Source organism: Streptomyces sp. NPDC060028, assembly GCF_042736725.1.
Taxonomy (GTDB): Bacteria; Actinomycetota; Actinomycetes; order Streptomycetales; family Streptomycetaceae; genus Streptomyces.
The window spans coordinates 1-17,107 of record NZ_JBHWVJ010000037.1; the positions used below are offsets into that span (position 1 = coordinate 1).

Annotated in this window: 15 protein-coding genes and 4 pseudogenes; 3 read left to right on the forward strand and 16 right to left on the reverse strand. The window is 69.0% G+C overall.

The annotated features are described in order from the left end of the window. Positions 1 to 48: 48 nt before the first annotated feature. The 9 genes and pseudogenes from ACFWBF_RS19705 to ACFWBF_RS19745 all read right to left on the reverse strand — a co-directional run bounded on the left by ACFWBF_RS19705 (position 49) and on the right by ACFWBF_RS19745 (position 9,800). On the reverse strand, positions 49 to 336 hold the full coding sequence (locus ACFWBF_RS19705; protein ID WP_385603174.1) for a hypothetical protein: 288 nt from the start codon (positions 334 to 336) through the stop codon (positions 49 to 51). 196 nt (positions 337 to 532) lie between these two features. Continuing rightward, a complete protein-coding gene (locus ACFWBF_RS19710) occupies positions 533 to 751 on the reverse strand; it encodes a hypothetical protein (protein ID WP_385603177.1) in 219 nt (72 codons plus the stop codon). Positions 752 to 1,347: 596 nt separating this feature from the next. Continuing rightward, positions 1,348 to 1,806: a phage tail sheath C-terminal domain-containing protein gene (locus ACFWBF_RS19715; RefSeq protein WP_385603180.1), complete on the reverse strand. Its 459-nt coding sequence runs from the start codon at positions 1,804 to 1,806 to the stop codon at positions 1,348 to 1,350. Next, positions 1,807 to 1,941: pseudogene (locus ACFWBF_RS19720) on the reverse strand (hypothetical protein); the annotation flags it as partial. Beyond that, a complete protein-coding gene (locus ACFWBF_RS19725; RefSeq protein WP_385603183.1) occupies positions 1,916 to 2,407 on the reverse strand; it encodes a hypothetical protein in 492 nt (163 codons plus the stop codon). The pseudogene ACFWBF_RS19720 and the gene ACFWBF_RS19725, both read right to left, overlap by 26 nt. A gap of 351 nt (positions 2,408 to 2,758) precedes the next feature. Then, positions 2,759 to 3,467, reverse strand: a pseudogene (locus ACFWBF_RS19730) (hypothetical protein). A 291-nt stretch (positions 3,468 to 3,758) separates the two neighbouring features. Next, complete coding sequence (locus ACFWBF_RS19735) at positions 3,759 to 4,265, reverse strand: hypothetical protein (protein WP_385603185.1); 507 nt, start codon at positions 4,263 to 4,265, stop codon at positions 3,759 to 3,761. A 433-nt stretch (positions 4,266 to 4,698) separates the two neighbouring features. Beyond that, positions 4,699 to 9,261, reverse strand: coding sequence for a hypothetical protein (locus ACFWBF_RS19740; protein ID WP_385603188.1), 4,563 nt, complete (start codon positions 9,259 to 9,261; stop codon positions 4,699 to 4,701). Next, positions 9,258 to 9,800, reverse strand: a complete 543-nt coding sequence (locus tag ACFWBF_RS19745; protein WP_385603191.1) for a hypothetical protein — start codon at positions 9,798 to 9,800, stop codon at positions 9,258 to 9,260. Before ACFWBF_RS19745 ends, ACFWBF_RS19740 begins: the two co-directional genes overlap by 4 nt. A gap of 136 nt (positions 9,801 to 9,936) precedes the next feature. Here ACFWBF_RS19745 and ACFWBF_RS19750 point away from each other — a divergent pair, with 136 nt between their 5' ends. Next, positions 9,937 to 10,389, forward strand: a complete 453-nt coding sequence (locus ACFWBF_RS19750; protein ID WP_385603194.1) for a hypothetical protein — start codon at positions 9,937 to 9,939, stop codon at positions 10,387 to 10,389. Positions 10,390 to 10,851: 462 nt separating this feature from the next. Here the strand turns inward: ACFWBF_RS19750 and ACFWBF_RS19755 are convergent. Together ACFWBF_RS19755 and ACFWBF_RS19760 are read right to left on the reverse strand one after the other, a co-directional pair. Then, positions 10,852 to 11,031 (reverse strand): annotated as a pseudogene (locus ACFWBF_RS19755) (IS110 family transposase); the annotation flags it as partial. Positions 11,032 to 11,152: 121 nt separating this feature from the next. Further along, positions 11,153 to 11,947, reverse strand: coding sequence for an MBL fold metallo-hydrolase (locus ACFWBF_RS19760; protein WP_385603197.1), 795 nt, complete (start codon positions 11,945 to 11,947; stop codon positions 11,153 to 11,155). A 93-nt stretch (positions 11,948 to 12,040) separates the two neighbouring features. Here ACFWBF_RS19760 and ACFWBF_RS19765 point away from each other — a divergent pair, with 93 nt between their 5' ends. After that, complete coding sequence (locus ACFWBF_RS19765) at positions 12,041 to 12,436, forward strand: winged helix-turn-helix transcriptional regulator (RefSeq protein ID WP_385603200.1); 396 nt, start codon at positions 12,041 to 12,043, stop codon at positions 12,434 to 12,436. Between the two features lie 116 nt (positions 12,437 to 12,552). Here the strand turns inward: ACFWBF_RS19765 and ACFWBF_RS19770 are convergent, their stop codons facing one another. From ACFWBF_RS19770 to ACFWBF_RS19780, 3 genes are all read right to left on the reverse strand, one after another. After that, entirely contained in the window at positions 12,553 to 12,732 is a 180-nt protein-coding gene (locus ACFWBF_RS19770) for a hypothetical protein (RefSeq protein ID WP_385603203.1), read from the reverse strand. Then, positions 12,729 to 13,496, reverse strand: a complete 768-nt coding sequence (locus ACFWBF_RS19775) for a VOC family protein (RefSeq protein ID WP_385603205.1) — start codon at positions 13,494 to 13,496, stop codon at positions 12,729 to 12,731. Before ACFWBF_RS19775 ends, ACFWBF_RS19770 begins: the two co-directional genes overlap by 4 nt. Before the next feature lie 84 nt (positions 13,497 to 13,580). After that, positions 13,581 to 13,889, reverse strand: a complete 309-nt coding sequence (locus ACFWBF_RS19780) for a hypothetical protein (RefSeq protein ID WP_385603208.1) — start codon at positions 13,887 to 13,889, stop codon at positions 13,581 to 13,583. Between the two features lie 104 nt (positions 13,890 to 13,993). On the opposite strand from ACFWBF_RS19780, the gene ACFWBF_RS19785 reads away from it, so the two are divergent. After that, positions 13,994 to 14,566 carry a TetR/AcrR family transcriptional regulator gene (locus tag ACFWBF_RS19785; RefSeq protein ID WP_385603211.1) on the forward strand — a complete coding sequence of 191 codons (573 nt, stop codon included), beginning with the start codon at positions 13,994 to 13,996 and terminating at the stop codon, positions 14,564 to 14,566. Positions 14,567 to 14,619: 53 nt separating this feature from the next. Here the strand turns inward: ACFWBF_RS19785 and ACFWBF_RS19790 are convergent. Beyond that, positions 14,620 to 15,046 (reverse strand): annotated as a pseudogene (locus ACFWBF_RS19790) (SMI1/KNR4 family protein); the annotation flags it as partial. A gap of 410 nt (positions 15,047 to 15,456) precedes the next feature. Next, positions 15,457 to 17,094 (reverse strand): FAD-dependent oxidoreductase, encoded by a 1,638-nt coding sequence (locus ACFWBF_RS19795; protein ID WP_385603213.1) that lies wholly within the window; start codon positions 17,092 to 17,094, stop codon positions 15,457 to 15,459. Positions 17,095 to 17,107: the final 13 nt, after the last annotated feature.

Consider the following 17,107-nt stretch of genomic DNA (forward strand, 5'->3'; position numbering starts at 1 on the left):
GTGCGGCCCGCCACCCGGTAAGGGTGGCGGCCCGCACTGCTGCGGCGGTCAGCGGTTCTTGCCGCAGGGACCAGCTATCGGTGGATACCGCGCACGGCTCCCCCTGCACGATGTGCCGTGGGCGAACTTCTTCCCGCCCTTCCACGTCCAGCCGACCATGGATGCCTTGGTCAGGGCCGCGCTCACCGGGGTGGCGTCTTTCCAGGCGGTGAGCTTCGAGCGGTACCCGTCCGGGTCGTACGTGATCAGTCGGGCGCGTACCCCGGTCCCGTGGCCTTCCATGCGGGCGCCCACGTCATCGCACCGCACGGCGTAGACGGTGTCCCCGGACCGCACGACACAACGGACGCCGAGCGGCCCCGGGGTGCGCCTACACGAGCGACAACCGACCTTCAGCGGAAAACGACACCCGCCTTCACCAACAAACGACACCGACCTCACACCACCCAGCCCCCGCCACCAGGAACGATCCAACTCACGCCCAGTGCAACGGACTGTCGCCGTCCGCTGCAACTCACACGTCGCATATCACTCAGTGCCAGCCGGTATACCCGTCCTGATTCACGGGCCCGGTGTCCGTGCCCATCCCGGACAGGAGGCCTGCCGGGAAGAGAACCGCCACGATCAGCACGAGCACCGCCAGCCAGAACTTGTCCCCGGCTCCCGGACGGTCCTGGCCCCGTGGACGATCCAGCCGATCACCGTCCCCCGCACCTCCCCGGCCCTCGGCGTCGCGATCCTCGTCGGCCACCGCGCACCCCCTCTCCCCACGCATGGCACCGCGCCGCACCGCCGGCGTCAAGCCTCCGCTCAACAGCCACTCCCACCAGAACGCCCCGGGCACAGCACAGGCGAAGCCGTACGGATGGGTCGTCTGGCTAGCCAGCAGCTCAGAGGGAGATGCCTACGCGCCCGAGCGCGGGCGAAACGGTACACCTCCGCCACATGCTCGCCCGGCTCGGCGGTGGCCCAGTTCGGGTAGTACACCTCCCGGTTGGAGGCACCGCGGGCGTACCCGTGCTCGGCGAGCCACGCACCGACAGCGTCGTGGGCGGCAGCCATCGCCGAGTAGCCCTCATGTCGCTTCGTCAGGGCGGTGTACGCCTCACGGTGCGCCAGCTCGATGCGCACCCCGATCCGCTCCGCCGGTTCGACCGCGTTCTGCGTCGGGGCACAGACCTCCACCAAGCCGTCGGAGTCCGCTCACCAGGCCGTGGTCTGAGCGTTGTACTTGGCCAGCCCAGGCGGCCGGACGCGGTCAACTTCCCCAGGCGATGGCCCCGGCAACGGTCTAAGGCCTCTTCGGCCAGCTCCGTGGTCTCTGAAGCAGCACACCAGCAGGGCCGCTCACGGTGTGGCTGGCCCTGCTGGTGTGCACTGGGGCAACGGGCTGGGGACTTTACTGGTCAGCGATCTGCTGGGTGATCCGGATCTCCTTGAACTCTGCGGGCCGGGCCGGGCCGGGGCGTAGCCGACGTCGATGACGAGCCTGCCCTCTGCGGTGTCGTCAGCGGGGTTGTTGCTGTCGTCGCAGATCACGTAGAAGGCTTCCTCCGCCGTCTTGCCGACGAGTGCGCCCCGGCGCCACTGGTCCGTGAGGAACGAGGTGACGCTCTGGCGCACGCTGGCCCAAAGCTTCTCGTCGTTCGGTTCGAAGACCGCCCAGTGGGTGCTTTGGGTGATCGAGGCTTGCAGGTAGCTGGCCAGGCGCCGGACGTGCAGGTACTTCCAATCCTGGTCTCGGGAAAGGGTGCGGGCGCCCCGAACAACGAGGCCCTGGCCGGGGATGGCCCGAAGGCAGTTCACGCCAACATTGTTCAGGGGACCCTGTTCGGCGTCGGTGAGGTGGTGTGAAAGACCCGCAGCACCGCGGAGGACCTCGTTCCCGGGCGCCTTGTGGACGCCTCGCGCGGCGTCAGTCCGCGCCCAGATCCCAGCAATGTGTCCCGAGGGCGGCGTCCTTCATGTCACCGCCGTCGGCGCTGGGCACGCTCCACGGGTAGTAGATCGTGGCGAACTGCGCCTCCTCCTCGTCCAAGCCGAGCAGTTCGGGGACCTCGGCCGGTTCGGCCTCCTTAGAGGTGTGCAGGAGAGCCATCCGGGTCTGGACGTTCGCGCAGTGCCGGGCGACCGTCTTGGCGATCACGGCGCCGTCGTCCTGGGCCTCCCACAGGTCCGGGGTCATCACGATGTTCACTTCGGTGTCGAGGAAGGCCAGTGCGTCCTCGTACCCCGCGAGCTGGCCGGCTGAGCCCGTACCGGCGACCCAGTATGCACCGCCGCCGTTCTCGAACCAGCCATGCACGGCGTCGGCCAGGTAGGAATCAGAGCCGCCTGCGCCCTCGCCGAACTCCTTCCAGGACCGGATCTGGCGAGGGGCCGCGGCCTTGATGGGGCCGATGAACACAGCGGTCGAGGTTGCCGCTCCACAGATCGTGTGGACCCGCAAGGGGGAAGGTCAGTCATGAGCAACTCCTTCTACGAGAGACAGCAGCCAACGCGCACGGCTCCCCATCGCGGAGAACCGCACGCGTTGCGGAGCGTAGTCAACCAGGCACCTCAAGCGACATTCGGAACTCAGCCACCAGGCGCCCGAAAGACGGCGCAGAGCCGACCCAACGCGTACGCACCCATCTGCCAATCAGACGCCGCGAGCAGCCACCCACGACACCTCGTGTGACTGAGCCTCTACTTGGCCCCTACGGCCGAGTAGAGCGCTCAGCGTGGGGGCGGGACCGAAAAGCCCGGCCTTCGGAAGTCATGTCCCACCCAGGCCCCATGCATCGAGTCCGCCGTAGATATGGGCCCTGAGGCAGTGGCGGACGTCAAAGCCCAAGGCTTCGCCGCGGTAGATGGCGATCAGTGAGTCCTTGCCCCGCCACCAGGTGTCAGCGAGTCCCTGAACTTCAGGTACCGGCTCAAATCCGTCGAGGTCCAGCTCCTCGACGGCGCCACCCTTGATCTTCGTGATGGTCCTGGCCCAGTAACCCGCATGGTCGGCCAGAGCCAGGCACCCACCCCTCTGTGCTGGCGTGCAGCGGTGTCCAGCGGTCAGCGTCGATCCCGAACTCGCCTCCCGGCCCGATCATGAACCCGTGGGCCATGGAGACGCGACAGCCGCCGGCCGGGAAACGCCATCCGTCCGCGGCCGAGCCTTCGGGCACATCGGCTTCCAGAACCCGCGGGCCGCCCTCGTATTCGGGGGCAGGGGGCAGAGCGATGCCGCCCCAGCGCTCCTGGAAGGCCACGGCCCGGTCGATCTCCGCAGGTGGTATTCCGTGTTCGAGCCATACCTCCCGACAGAGCGTGAGGTCGCGGCGGGGAACACGCAGCCCGTGTCCCTCGACGAAGTACCGAGCTCGTCGGCTCAGGCCTTCAGGCGCCTGAGGGATCAGTGGTACGCGGGTGTCCGCCGTCACTGCTTCTGCCTCTCGCGGGAGGACGCCGGTACCGCGGCGATCTCCCATTCAGGGCGACACGCACCACCGTATGAGCAGACGAATCCGAATGCACTGGCCATGACACGGAGCCTACCGATCGCCCTAGCCACCACGTTCGTGCCCCTCTTGCATCGCCGACGACCCAGCCGCCTCCGGCACTCAGGCAGGACACCCAGGGGCCAGCAAAAGCGCTCAGTCACACACACGCGTCTCCGGCTGTGACTGAGCAGCACGACCTTTCGAGCACGGTCCTGGCTGTTCGGCATGAGGTGGGCGGACACCCGGCGGGCAAACCACCGCCGTCGCCCGGGGCCGGGCTCACAGACACCAGGAGCCGCCGCTCCGGCTCGCCCGGGCCTCCACCGTGTAGCCCTGCTCCCCGTCGAATGCCCAGGACACGGCGAGATGGGAGGTGGCGCCGTCGATCTGCTTGGTGAAGCAGAGGCCGATCCGTTCGCCGGCAGGGTCGTGGCGCCAGGCGGGCTCGTCCGGCTCGGGCGGTGCCGGCAGCCAGCCGTTGCGGGCGGCGGCCGCCCTGTAGTAGGCGACGACGTCCTCTCGGCGGGCGGGCTCGGTGTACCCCTGGCCGAAGTACGCGAAGCGGTCGTCGTCGTCGCAGCCGGAGTATGACCCGTCGTCGGCCTGTGCTCCTTGCGGGGTTCCGAGCGTCCGGACCTGGGCGGCCATCGGGTCCTGCAGTGCCGCGTCTGCGGTGGTGCAGCCGTAGATCCCGCCGTTGAGAGCCCACCAGCCGCCCATGACGGTGAGTGTGCCGAAGACCAATCCGCCCGCAACTACGGACGCTCCCACCCGAAGATCGTTCACGGGCGGGAGCGTACCGGTCGGCAGCGGCGGGGAGAACCCGGGCACCCGCACCATGAGCGACAAGGCTGCCCCTACCCCTCAGACCCAGTTCACGCCCACCAGCGGAAACCCACCCATCACTCACGGGCCAGGAGGACCTGGCCGCCGAGCGCAGCCGGACAGCCTTCCTCAGCCGGGCCGTCACCGAACTTTCGATCGAGAACGAGGTGCTCAAGAGTCGGGGCTGAGGACCAAGCGGTGTCACGCCGCTCACCGCCCGTCGCTGGGGCGGGTCAACCTGCCTGATCTGCGCTCGTGGGCCGCCCGATTCGGTGCAGCCCGCGAGGGGACAGCGCTGAGTTGACCTCCCGAACCTTCCGCGGTCCGTTGACCGGGGTGGGGCGGTTTATGCGGAGGGGGCGGGCAGGATGAGAGTGGCTTGCAGTCCTCCGGCTCACGGCCGGGTGCTGCAGGGCGGCTCGTAGGGCCGGTCCGGCAGATAGCGCTTCCACTGCTGGCGGGTGATCGGGTCACCCACTGTGGCGCAGAGGCTTGGAATGATTCGCTCCGGATCGGTGTCCCAGAGTTCCACACCCCATTGCGTCTGGACGGCGAGGGTCTTGCCGTCCGGGCTGAAGGCGAGCGCTTGGGTGCTCCCGTACTCCTCACCCGGCAGCGTGGACTCCCGTACCGGTGCAACGGGATCGGTCAGGTTCCAGAGCTCGGGACGCGTTTCGGACGACAGACCGAGCTTGACGGTTCCGGTCAGAGCGAGACGGGTGCCATCGGGGCTGAAGGCCAGCGGCCCGGTCTCGGAGCCGACATTGACGGTGACCGGGTCGCCGATGAGCTGGTGGCGCTCGACCCGCCACAGCCGCAGCAGCCCGCTGTGGTGGACCGCGAGGAGCGAGTCGTCCGGCCTGTAGGCGAAGTGAGAGCCCAGTCCGCTCGCCGGCAGCGGACGCGTCCAGAGCGCAACCGGGTGGGCCGGGTCGGTCACGTCCCAGGACTGCAGCCGCCGGGTGATTCCCATCTTGTACCCTCCCTCCCGCTCGTCGTCGCTGAAGCCCATGATCGCGGTGAGCGCCTGCCCGTCCGACGAGAAGGCGATCTCGCTCAAATCTCCTTCGATGCGGCCCGTCTCCCGAGGCTCCCGCGGGTTGGACACGTCGTAGATACGGATACCCGGACGCGACTGTCCTTCCTGTTTCCCGCCGCGGGCGGACACGGCGAGGAGCGGGCGGGTGGGGCTGAAGGCCAGTGCGTCCACTCCCCCGTCCAGGCCGAAGACCGTCAGCGGCGGACCGTCCTGGTCCGAGGTGCTCCTCAGCTGAAGGCGGCCGGCCTCAGCGCCGCCGTCTGCCTCGGTGGCGGCGACCAGGGCTCCGTCCGGGCTGAGCGCGATGGCCACGCCGCGGTAGGGCACAGGGGCCGGTCTCCGGGACAACAGTCCGGGGCTCTCCGGGGTCGTGACGTCCCACAGAGCGTTCGAGCCCAGGTTGTTCACCGCGAGAAGCCGTTTCGGCCCTGCCGACCGGTAGACGAGATCCGCTCCGGCGCTGCGGCGCCCGGGCAGGAACGCTATGGCTCCCAGCTCGGGCACGGTGGAGAGGTTCCAGACGCGGATGCTCTCGAAGCCGGCGTCCAGCAACCGGTCGGAGTGGCCGGGATCGATGGCGACGGCTCCGGGCGAGCTGGACGCGCTCGCGCCGACCGTCAGGATCCCGGTGCCGACGCCGGGAGGCGTGCCGGTCAGCCAGGCCTGCCACTGGCTGCCGCATTTCGTCACGATCTGGCGGCCGTCGGGGGAGAACGAGAGCCACTGCACGCCTTCCGCGTTGCATTTGCCCTTCTGCGCGTCGGGGTTGGGGTCACCCGCCGCGACCAGCCGGGGGGTTCGAGGCTCGTCGAGGTTCCACAGGGCCACGCCGCTCATCGGGTCGGATGCCGCAGGTACGGCGAGGTTCCGCCCGGAGGCATCGAAGTCCGCCCGGTGCAGCAGACTCGAGGGGAGGATCGCCTGTTTCGTGGGGTCGGCCGTGCGGAGTTCGGACAGACGGGCGGGGCGCGAAGGGTCCCTGACGTCCCACAACAGCACCTTCCCGTCGATGCTCACGCTGGCCAGGAGATCACCCGTCGATGCCGCGGCCAGCGAGTCGATCCTGTCGGCGTGGCCGGTCAGTGCGGGCAGTTCCTTCGGGGCCGACCTGTTGCCGAGGTCCCAGCGGTGGACCTCACCGGTGTACGACCCCGTGAAGGCCGTGCGTCCGTCCGCGCTCATGGACAGTGCGGTTCCGGCCTCGCCTACCGACAGCTCCACGATCTGCACCGGATGCGCGAGATCGGTGACGTTCCACAGCCGTAGTGTCGCGGCGAGGGACTTCGGACGGTCGAAGGGGTACGTGAGCGCTGCAAGCAGCCCACCGCTACGGTCGAAAGCCATGGGCCCGGGACGGCCCACATCGATCCGTCCGGCATCGGGGCCGCTCGCCCCGCGCAGAACGATTCCGTTGTCGGTCGCGATCGCGAGGGCACGGCCGTCGGCGCTGAACGCGAGGACGTTCGCCGATTCACCGTCGTTGATCACGCCCGGGGTGCGCTGACTGTTGGAGAGCGCACCGCGTCCGCTCCCCGCGTCGATCCGGTAGGCGAGCAGGCTGAGCTGTTTGGCCAAGCCGGGCTGGTCCCTGCGGAGGCTCTCGGCTTCGGATGCGAGGTACCGGGCGAGGTCACGCTCCTGCGCTCGCGACGCCTGCCGCTGGAACATCACGGCGCCCGCCAGGCCCAGCGAGGCGAGCAGGGCGAGGACGGTGACGAAGGCGACGGCGGCCTTGCGGCGTCGCGCGCCCCGGCGTTCCTGTCGCCACGACGCCTCCATGAACGCGGCGGGTCCCGGAGGGAGACCGGCGGCTGTGGTCGGAGCGTTCGCGGCCCTTTCCCGGACGGCGGCCAGCCGATTCCCCCGGTACAGCAACGAGGAGTCGCGCCCGGCCCGCTCCCATGCCTGGGCGTCGTCGGCGAGTTGCTGGCCGGTGCGCAGCCAGTCGCGGTCGGCGTCGATCCATTCCCGCAGCCTGGGCCAGGCGCGCAGCAGCGCCTCGTGGCTGATCCGTACCGTGTCCTGGTCGGCTGTGAGCAGGCGGGCCTTCGTGGTGAACGTGTCGATCGCCCGCTGGGCCGCCTGCGTGTCGGGCAGGCCGTGCAGCAGTTCCGAGCGGTCGGCGGGCCGGGCCGTGTCAGTGGTGTCCGTACCCACCCGGACCAGGCGGGGCAGCATCCGGCGGACGGCCTTGCGGCCCGCCTCGTCGAGTGCGGTGTACTCCCGTTCGGCGGTCTCGGCGATCGCCTGGGAGATGCCACCGGCCGCGCGGTATCCCGCGACGGTGAGGTGCGTTCCCGCCCGCTTCTCCCAGGTCGCCCACAGCACATGGGACAGCAGAGGCAGGGCTCCGGCCTCGGGGCGGTCGTGGGCTGCGGCACCGAACTCGTGCAGGATGACGTCGGCGAGGCCGTCGTCGAGCAACAGGCCCGAGGCCGCGGCCGGTTCTTCGATCGTGGCGCGCAGTTCGGCAGAGGTCATCGGCTCGACCAGGAGCTGGCCGCCGTCCAGGGCGGCCCGCAGCTCGGGGTGGGTGACGGCCTGCCCGTAAAAGTCCGCCCGCAGTGCCAGTACCACCAGGGTCCGTGGCGGGACCCCACCCACCGGAGCAGCGAGAACGGTCAACGCCTGGAGAAAGGCAGAGCGTTCCTCTTCGGCCGGGCAGAGCGTGAACAGCTCCTCCAACTGGTCGATCAGGACGACCAGCTGCCGCGCGGGCGGGTCGTCCGTCTGCACCTCGCCGCTCTGCCCTGCGATCCAGTCGGCCACGAGGCCCGGCTCTGCCCGCAGGAGGTCGGCTGCGTCTGCCGGGCCGCGGGCGCCCAGGGCGGCGAAGCCGCCGGGTGCGACTGCGCCCAGTTGCACGGCGAGGCGCCGCAGCGGGCTCGTACCGGGGGTGAACCGAACGCACGGCCAGCCAGCGGATCCCGGCAGGCCGCCGTCCCGTAAGCCCGCCAGCAGACCGGCGTTGAGCAGCGAGCTCTTACCGGAGCCCGACGCACCCACCAGGACCAGCAGTGCCGGCCGGTCGGTTGACTCGGCGCGGGACCCAAGAGCGGCGAGAACGCGCTCGGTCATCCGGTCGCGCCCGAAGAAGACGTCGGCGTCCTCCACCCTGAACGCTTCCAGCCCGGGGTAGGGGCAGCGGCCGGGGGCCGGCGGCTCCTGCGCCGGGGCCTCGACGGCTCGCCGCGCCGGGTTCGGGGCGATGACGAGACGCCCTGAACGGTCCCCCGCCTGCCGCCGGGGCCAGGGCCGTTGCTGATCGCGCAGGTTCTGGAAGACCGCGTCGTAGACCGCGTCCAGTGTCAGTGGGTGCGGCCCCCGAAAGTCTCCTGTCGTCAGTACGTCGATCAGCGCGCCGGAGAACGCAGTGTGCACGGCGTCGGAGGGCGCGTCGGCGAGCTGCTCGGCGGACCCGATGAAGTACACGCCGTGCGTGGGCTCCACGGCCAGCGCCGGAACGGATGCGGAGGTACCGAGTGAGACACGCCCCGAGAAGCAGCAGTCGAGGACGAGGACGACCGATGAAGCCCGGCTGACTTCGAGGGCCTGCCGCAACGCCGTGAACGACAGCGCCTGGTACCCCGCCATGCCGGGCGTGAGCCGATCGGTCCCACTGGCCGCGAGATGGAGCTCCCCGCCCGGGCCCAGCAGACCATGCCCGACGAAATAGACCAGCAGGACGGTGTCCGCCCGCTGCGCCTCCTCCGTGACTGCCTCTGCCATGGACCGCGCGTCGGGTGGATCGAGCAGCAGGCGCAGCCGGTCCGGTCGTACCCCGCACCGTTCGGTGAACACCGTCCGCAGGTCCTCGAACGTGCGCGCCACCGAGGGGACGGAGGGCAGGTGCGGACCGTGATGGGTGGACGTAGCGATGAGCAGGACCCGTACACCGGGTCCGGACAGGCTGGTCACCGGAGCTCGCGCCGACCGGTTCCGCCTGCCTCGCCGCCGTTCCCGCCCTCAGCGATCTCCGTGATCGCCTCGGCCTCGCCCTCCGCGCCTTCCTTGGCCAAGGCGTCCACCATGTCGGCCACCTGCCGACGCAGCGCTTCGGCGTCCAGACCGGAGACGCGCCGGGCAGTCAGCTCCAGCGAACGACGCCCCGGAAGGGTCAGTTTGATCCGCACGTCGCCACGGCGCGTCCGCAGCCAGGCGAGGACCGCGACGGAGAACGCGGTCACGGCGCCGCCAGGGCCCAAGGCCACGACCACTGTCTCAAGCACCGGCCCCAGCTTGCCGGGCGGCGGAGGCGCCTCCTCGGCCGTGACCCGGCCCCGCAGTTCCTCGACGCCGACCAGCCACTCCTGTAACGACCGGAGCTGATCGGCCGCGTCCTGGCCGTCCGCGAGCACCCTCACATCCATGATCCCCCGATTCTGGACGTCTGTGTTGCGCAATCGATCACAGGCAGCGGCCAGGTTATCGACGGAGCGGAGGAACCGGTAGGCCATTCACTGCTGTTCTCGTCCGCAGCGGCGCGGCCCACAGACAAACAGGGGGCTACAGCCCCGCTGCCGACGGGCTCGTATCGCCACGATCCGAACTCTTGGAACCCGACAGCCTCGGATCCGACACCTCACTTGACTGGTGAATGGTCCAGCTGCCGGAGGCGACCGTGCAGCGGGTACTCGGAGGGCGGGCGGGCCGGCAACTGCGCGAGGTGGCCCGCGGCGTCGACCGCAGGGTGGTGGTGCCGACGGAGCTGCCGCACAGCACGGCCGGGCAGCGGCGGTTCGCCACCGACACCCTGTCCCCCGAGGCAGCCGTGCCGCGCTGCTGTCGCTGGCGGTCGAGCTCGGGGACCGGTTGCGGACTCGACGGCAGGCGGCCGAGGCGATCACGATGACCGTCACCTTGGCCGGCCGCTCCCAGGTCCACCGCAGCCGCCACCTGCCCGGCGGCCCGACCGCACACACCGAGGACCTCCGCGACACCGCGTACGAGACTTCTCAATGCCATTGTCAAGCCGCGCGGGTGCTGTCCAGACGGAACTACGCCGCTGGTTCAACGCTCGCCGCGATAGCTCCTCTCCGAAGGTGAACCGCCAGGACCTCCATCTCGACGAGCGTGCCGATGAGACCGGTGTCGGCGAGTTCCGTCGCCTGAGCTCGTGCTTCGCCCAGGGAAAGTTCCCGTGCACTGCGGAGAGCCTGCAGCACGGGAACAAGGCTCGGCACGGCTCCAGACAGGCGAAGCCGCACTGGCCCGTGCGCTTGCAGCAGAACCTGTCGAATGTTCTCGGGCGTGACGGGGCCGCTGTCTTCCTCGCACCACCCATTCGGGCAGTCCACGCATCGCCCTTCGGTGCCCCAACAGAGCATGCCGCGGTCGAAGAACTGACCGACATCGCAGGTCGTCGTACCTCCGCAGGCACTGCACCGGCCTGTGACCTGCACTCCTTGTGCGATCACAGAGATCTCCTCAGCGTCATGGGTCAATGCTGATGGGATCCTCCCTGAGAAGTCGGCTTTGGTCGATCAGGTTTGCGATCGCCGAGAAGCCCTACTGGGCGATTGCGGTTGCTACCGGTGGCGTGAGTTCGTAGTGCCGCTGGTCTCGCAGAAGTGCCCACAGGACGTTAACTCGTCGCCGGGCTGGCGCCAGGACTGCTTGGGAGTGCCTCTTGCCCTCGGCTTGTTTGCGGTCGTAGTACCGGCGTGCTTCCGCGCACGTTGCAGTACTAGGACACGTATCCGGTTGCGATCAATCTGCGGATTCGCCCGCTCGGAGGGGATATGTCGACCTTCATGTGGTTGCGATGGTGATTCGTGGTCCATCGGAGGGCTCGATAGGAGGGCTGCGGTCAATGGGCGTGGCCGTGGGCGTCTGCCGTCGGCGTCCTCCAGTCGATGCCGTGTCGACGGGCCGCCGCGAGCGCGGTCGGTACGCCGTCCGAGTAGGGCTCGCCGTGACCGGGCAGCAGTGTCGTGGCTGTAATTGCGGCCAGGGACGTCAGGCTGTCCAATGCCTGTGCGGGGTCGTCGTTGAGGGTGCCGGGCATGATCCCGACGGCGCGGCGGCCGGTGACGACGTCAAGGGTCACCAGGGCGTCTCCCGTGATCAGGACATCGCGGTCGGCGAGCAGCAAGCAGCTGCTGCCCGGGCTATGGCCGGGCGTGTGGATCACCCGAGGCGATCCCGGTATGTCCAGGCGCTGCCCGTCGGTGTAGGACTCGGCATTCAGGATCGGTGGCACGGCGAACAGACCCGCGCGCCCCCAGCGCACGGTGAGGGCAAAGACGTGAGGTTTCCACACGTTTTGCCGAATGCGCCGGGGCGGCATGTGCAGTCCGGCGCCTTTGGCCTGAGCCTCGTCGTCGGGGTGTACGTGCACCGGCCGGCCGGTGGCGTCGGAAAGCCGGCGGATGATGCCCAGGTGATCGGCGTGTCCGTGGGTGAGCACGATTGCCCGGACCGCGTCCAGACCTTGCCCCCGCTCCTTCAGCCAGTCCATCAGCGCGGGCCAGTGACCGGGCATGCCGCCGTCCACGACGGTCAGCGCACCCTCCTGCTCGACGACGTACCAGTTGACATGGCCGTCTCCGAAACGGAACACCCCACGGGCAACCTCGATACCGACCTGACGAAGTCTCTGCATCTCGAAGCGCCTCTCCCCCAACAACTTCCACTGTGGAAGCCACTGGGGATACTACCCATTCACTTCCATCATGGAAGCCGCTAGGCTGACGACATGCGTTCGTCCCTCGCCCCCGACAACTGCCCCGCCGCCCGAGCCCTGGACGTGGTCGGCGAACGATGGGCGCTCCTGGTGGTGCGTGAAGCCCTCGGCGGAGCCTGCCGGTTCGACGAATTCCGCGATCGGTTGCAGATGAGCGAGAACACGCTTGCCCGACGGCTGGCTGAGTTGACCGCCGCGGGCGTCCTTGGGCGCACGCAGTACAGCCTCAAACCCGCCCGCTTCGAGTACCTCCTCACCGACAGGGGGCGCGCCTTGGTGCCGGTGCTCGTAGCCTTGGCCGCCTGGGGAAACGAGTGGACTGATCCCGATCCCGATCTGCCGGGGCCGCCCGCGCGACCGGGCTGGCTCGACGACAGTGTCCCGGGCGCCGCCGAGCGGAGGAAATGATCGTCCGCGTCGAGCCGCGGGCATCCGATGCCATCGGCCGGTACGACACCACGCCCGGCCGCGAACCTGCCTCCGCGGTGGAGGCAGCACGCGCCTAGGGCGCGTATGAGTCGTGGTTATTGGGTGGTCCGGGTGCGGTCTTTGAGCCAGATCATCGAGGAGCGCAAGTGGAGGCCGGCAGGGTAGCTGGCTGGGGTCTTGTCGTATCGGGTGGCGATGCCTCGCCAGGCCCTGAGCTTGTTGATCAGGCGCTCGACGGTGTTCCTCTCCTTGTAGAAGTCGGCGTCGTGGCTCACGGACCGACCACCTCTGCCTCTGGAGCCCTTCTTCTTCCGGTTACATCTCGGTGTTGGGTAAGGCCGAAGAGAGCGCCGGTGGGATCGCGCAAGACCACGTCTCCGTTGGAGTCCTGGCGAACTTCGGTCGCACCGAGCTGTCGGGCTTGCTTGGCGTCGGCATCGGGTCTGTTGCTGGCGAAACTGACCAGCCAGAGTGATCGCTGCACCGTTGGTTTCCCTGGCGGGGGGCTGGTGGCGGCGATGGAGTTGTCCGGCAACCGGAACTCGGTGTGCTCGGAGTTGGAGTTCCAGTGCAGCGCTGGTCGGTAGAAGGCGGCGGCATGCGCGAAGTGGTCGGTGAGAAGGCTGATGCCGGCGAAGGTGCCCGGTTCGTGGGCCAGCTGCACGCCGGCATGGGTGCCGGGCTGCCAGAGTGATACGGGTGCGCCGACGGGGTCGAGTGTGACGGCGGCGTGGCCGAGCGTCCCGACCCGCGTGGGTGGCACGATGATCTGGGCGCCCAGGTTCGTGAAGCGGGTGGCGGTGGCTTGGATGTCCGACACGGTAATGTTGATCGTCCAGTAGGGTGCGCCGGCGTCCTCGGCCGGCCCCAGGGCGGCGACGAGATGTCCGCGCAGCGTGCAGAGCCGGTAGCCGTTGGCGTCCGGTTGGGCGACGGTCCAGCCGAACAGCGCGGTGTAGAACGCCCTCGTCGCCTCCATGTCGGGGGTGCCGAGGTCGATCCAGCTCACGCTGTTCTCGGGGTGCCGCGTGATGTGCATTGAGATGACTTTCCGTTGAGGCCGCCTCGCCCCGGCAGTGGAGCGAGGCGGTGTCCAGACCTGACTCGGCGGCGACCTGCGGTGTCAGGCGTAGTAGGGCGAGTTCAGGTCGATACTGGCGTCTTTGACGATGTCGCCGTCGAACAGTCGTGTCGTTGCCGGGGCTCCGGCCCGGCGGGCTTCTTCGGCGAAGGGGCCCTGAGCGAAGGCCAGGGCGTTCTCGGTGCTGTCGAACTCGTAGAAGCCACCGACGGTGTGCGTTCCGATGCCGGACAGCCAGGTCTTGCGGATCAGGCCTGGCGCGGTCTTCAGCGCCGCATTGATCTGGTGCCAGTCGAACTGCTCGAACGGCACTGCCGCCTGGATTTCGGTGTAGAGAAAAGTCTTGCGCATCACGAACCTCCGGTTTCGGGGCCTGTCCGGCCCACGCCACTAGTACGTGCGTCCTAGTAATGTGAGCATGGAGTAGGATGGCCGTACTAGTCAAGGGGGATGCGATGGCCGCGGACACGAAGTCGCGCATGATCAGCGCAGCGATCGGGCTGCTGCAACGCCACGGCCTGGCCACGATGTCCTTCACCGACGTCCTGGCCGAGAGCGGGGCCGCGCGCGGGGCGATCTATCACCACTTCCCGGGCGGCAAACAGCAACTCGCGCTCGAAGCCGCCCGCCGCAACGCGGAGGACGTCCGCGGTCACCTGCACGAACTGCCGGCCCGCACGCCACGCGAAGTCGTGGAGGCGTTCCTTGGCAACGTCCGCCCCGTGGTGCAGGCATCCGCCGGGGGCGGCGGCTGCGCAATCGCGGCGGTCACCATCGACGGCGGTGCGGCCATTGCCGACCAGAGCAGCCTGCGCACCGTCGCAGCCGAAGCGTTCACCGGATGGGTCGGCGAGCTCACCGGAAAACTCACCCACGCCGGAATGAGTCCATCCCAGGCCGCCGATCTGGCCACCCTCATGATCGTCACACTCGAAGGCGCCCACATCCTGTGTCGCGCAGCGGGCAGCATCGCGCCTTTCGACAGCGCCGCCGCGGCCCTGCTCTCCGCCCTCCCGAGCTCGGGTTGACCCGGTGCCAGAACATAGGTTCGGCTCACACTCCGTGTAGCTGTTACGGAGAGTCAGATCTTCGGGGCCATGCGATGCCGGTCGGGTTGGGCACGAAGCTGGGGTGAGGTGAGTTCCAGGGCCCGGTTGTCGCGTCCAGCGCTCATGTGGTTGAGCCAGCGTTCGTACCAGTCGAGGAAGTCGGTGGCGGAGGAGACGTTGGGGCCCCAGTAGCCGTCGCTGTTACCCGTGAGGACGCGGCCCGTGAGGGGACCGGTCACCGCCACGGCACATACGTCGGTGCAGCCCATCTCGATGACGTGGAGGAAGAGGTCGCGTCCGTGAGTCCCGGATCCTGTGCCGTTGAAGCCGCGGGGTGCGCCTGGTTCCCCGCGCGGATTCATGACCAGCAGGGAACACCGTTCCAGCGGCATGAGTCCGTAGAACGGCGCCGCGCCTGAGCCGCCGATCTGCGGTAAGGAACTGCCGATAGGCGTCGGGACGGCGTCGCGGTCACGTTCGATGCCCGCGGCGGGGGTGTGGAGACCGGGGAGGTCGTCGCGTCGGACGGCGTCCCAGCCACTGCGGCCGCCGTTCCCCCTGGCGCTCGGTGAGCATCTGGGCGAAGGACCGGACGTGAGTGGTGAGGGCGTCGAGTTCGGGTCAGTGGACCAGGACGGCCTTGAGTCGAAGAAACGGATCCTCCCAGCTCATACCCCTCACCCTCCCCGGACTCCGACGTCTGATCACCCGACTCACCCACCGCCGGCCAGCACCTGTGTTCAGCACGTCCTGCACTGGTCGAACTGGCGCCGCAGACGCCAGTTCCAGGCTCGCATCAGCCACTACAAACGACGCGGCCACACACCACCAGAAGCTGCCAACCAGTCAACCCAAAGACCGTTGCAGTACTAGGTCAGGGCGAATATGACCTCTCGTGCCGCGCGTTCGCCTTCGGTGGCGCCGCCTTCCATGAAGCCTTGGAAGTCGTAGCTGCAGTGCTCGCCGCCGAGGTGGATGTTGCCCTGCGCTGTGCCTTCGTAGCGCGCGTACCGGTGGAGGTAGCCGGTGGGCCAGTACGAGTAGGCGCCGAGGGAGTAGGGGTTGCGGTGCCAGGCCGACAGTTGGGCTCGTCCGTTCCAGGCGTTTTTGGTTCCGGGGAAGAACGTGTCGATGCCGGTGAGCGTCCGGGTGGCGAGGGTTCGTACGTAGGGGTCGGTCTCGGTGGCGAAGGGGGTCGCGGGGGTGAGCGCGCCGGCCAGGGTGCCGCCTCCGTACTGGAGCAGGATGCCTCCGTTTCCGGGTTGGACCTTGGTCGTGTCCCAGGTCTGCTGGATGTCGGAGTCGGTGAAGCAGTCGCCTGCGGAGACGCCGGGCCAGGGGCCGGTGCCGCGCCAGGGCCGACTGGTGAATTGCATGTTGAGTTTGGTGCAGTAGCCCATGCGGGCGTCGCGCAGAAGGTTCCTCATGAGCGGGTCGAATCCGGCCGCGCTGAGGTCGATGCGCTGAAGGACGGGCAGTGGCAGGCACAGGATGGTGTGGTCGGCGGTGACGGTGCGGGTGGTGCCGGACTCGTTGAAGGTGAGGGTTTGGGTGCCGTCGGCGTTGGCTCGGACCGCGGTGAGTTCGCGTCCCATCAGCAGGGTGCCGGTGGGCAGGGTCTGTGCGATGGCGTTGGGGAGTTGGTCGTTGCCGCCGGTGATGTGGTAGCGCTCGTTGGACAGGCCCCAGATGTTGAAGTGGCCGGGGTTGGGCTGGTAGCCCATGAGGAGGACCAGGGCGAGGGCGGACTGGTCGACGGTGTCGGCGCCGTATTCGACGTTGTAGGCGACGTCGATGAACTGGCCGAGGCGTGAGGTGTGGCCGCCGGGGACCCGGGTCTCGATCCACTGGTACAGGGACATGTTGTCCAGGGCGGTGCCGGTGGGGGTGGTGGTGTTCCAGGTGACCTCACCCGCGTCTTGGAGGTCGCGGCGCAGGGCCTGGTAGACGGCCTTGAAGTCTTCGTCGGCCTGGGCGCGGGGGTAGTAGGCACCGTCGAACCAGAGGACTTCTTCGGCTCCGTTGGGTCCGCCGCCGAGGAAGTCTTCGGTGGGCAGGTTGAAGCGGCGGCACAGCTCGAGGATCTTCTTGTGGCTGGTGTCGATCAGCTCGCCGCCGATCTCCGAGGTTTGGCCGTATGCCCAGTGGTCGCGCTGGGTCCACATGCGGCCGCCGACGCGGGTGGGGTTGGCTTCGTAGACGGTGCAGGCGATGCCCGCGTCCTTGAGGGTGAGGGCGGCGGTCAGCCCGGCGATGCCCGCGCCGACGACGGCGACGCGGGCATCGCCCGTCGGCGGCTTCTTGCCGGCCAGTGCGGTCTCGGCCCGGGCGGGACGGGTGGCGGCGGCGCCCGCCAGGGCGGTGCCCAGGCCCAGAGCGGTGGCACGCTCCAGCAGGGCGCGGCGGCTCAGGCCCCGTACGTCGGCGGCGGGCAGGGACAGTCGGCGGGCGGCGGCGTGTTCGGCGGCGAGTTGCCTCAGGGCGTGCATGACGGAGGTTCGGGCCATGGCGGGTGGCTCC

Excerpts from the sequence above, each read along its gene's own strand:
- ACFWBF_RS19745 (WP_385603191.1), bottom strand. The coding sequence starts at position 9,800 with ATGGCCTACCGGTTCCTCCGCTCCGTCGATAACCTGGCCGCTGCCTGT.
- ACFWBF_RS19760 (WP_385603197.1), bottom strand. The coding sequence starts at position 11,947 with ATGCAGAGACTTCGTCAGGTCGGTATCGAGGTTGCCCGTGGGGTGTTC.
- ACFWBF_RS19765 (WP_385603200.1), top strand. The coding sequence starts at position 12,041 with ATGCGTTCGTCCCTCGCCCCCGACAACTGCCCCGCCGCCCGAGCCCTG.
- ACFWBF_RS19775 (WP_385603205.1), bottom strand. The coding sequence starts at position 13,496 with ATGCACATCACGCGGCACCCCGAGAACAGCGTGAGCTGGATCGACCTC.
- ACFWBF_RS19780 (WP_385603208.1), bottom strand. The coding sequence starts at position 13,889 with ATGCGCAAGACTTTTCTCTACACCGAAATCCAGGCGGCAGTGCCGTTC.
- ACFWBF_RS19785 (WP_385603211.1), top strand. The coding sequence starts at position 13,994 with ATGGCCGCGGACACGAAGTCGCGCATGATCAGCGCAGCGATCGGGCTG.
- ACFWBF_RS19795 (WP_385603213.1), bottom strand. The coding sequence starts at position 17,094 with ATGGCCCGAACCTCCGTCATGCACGCCCTGAGGCAACTCGCCGCCGAA.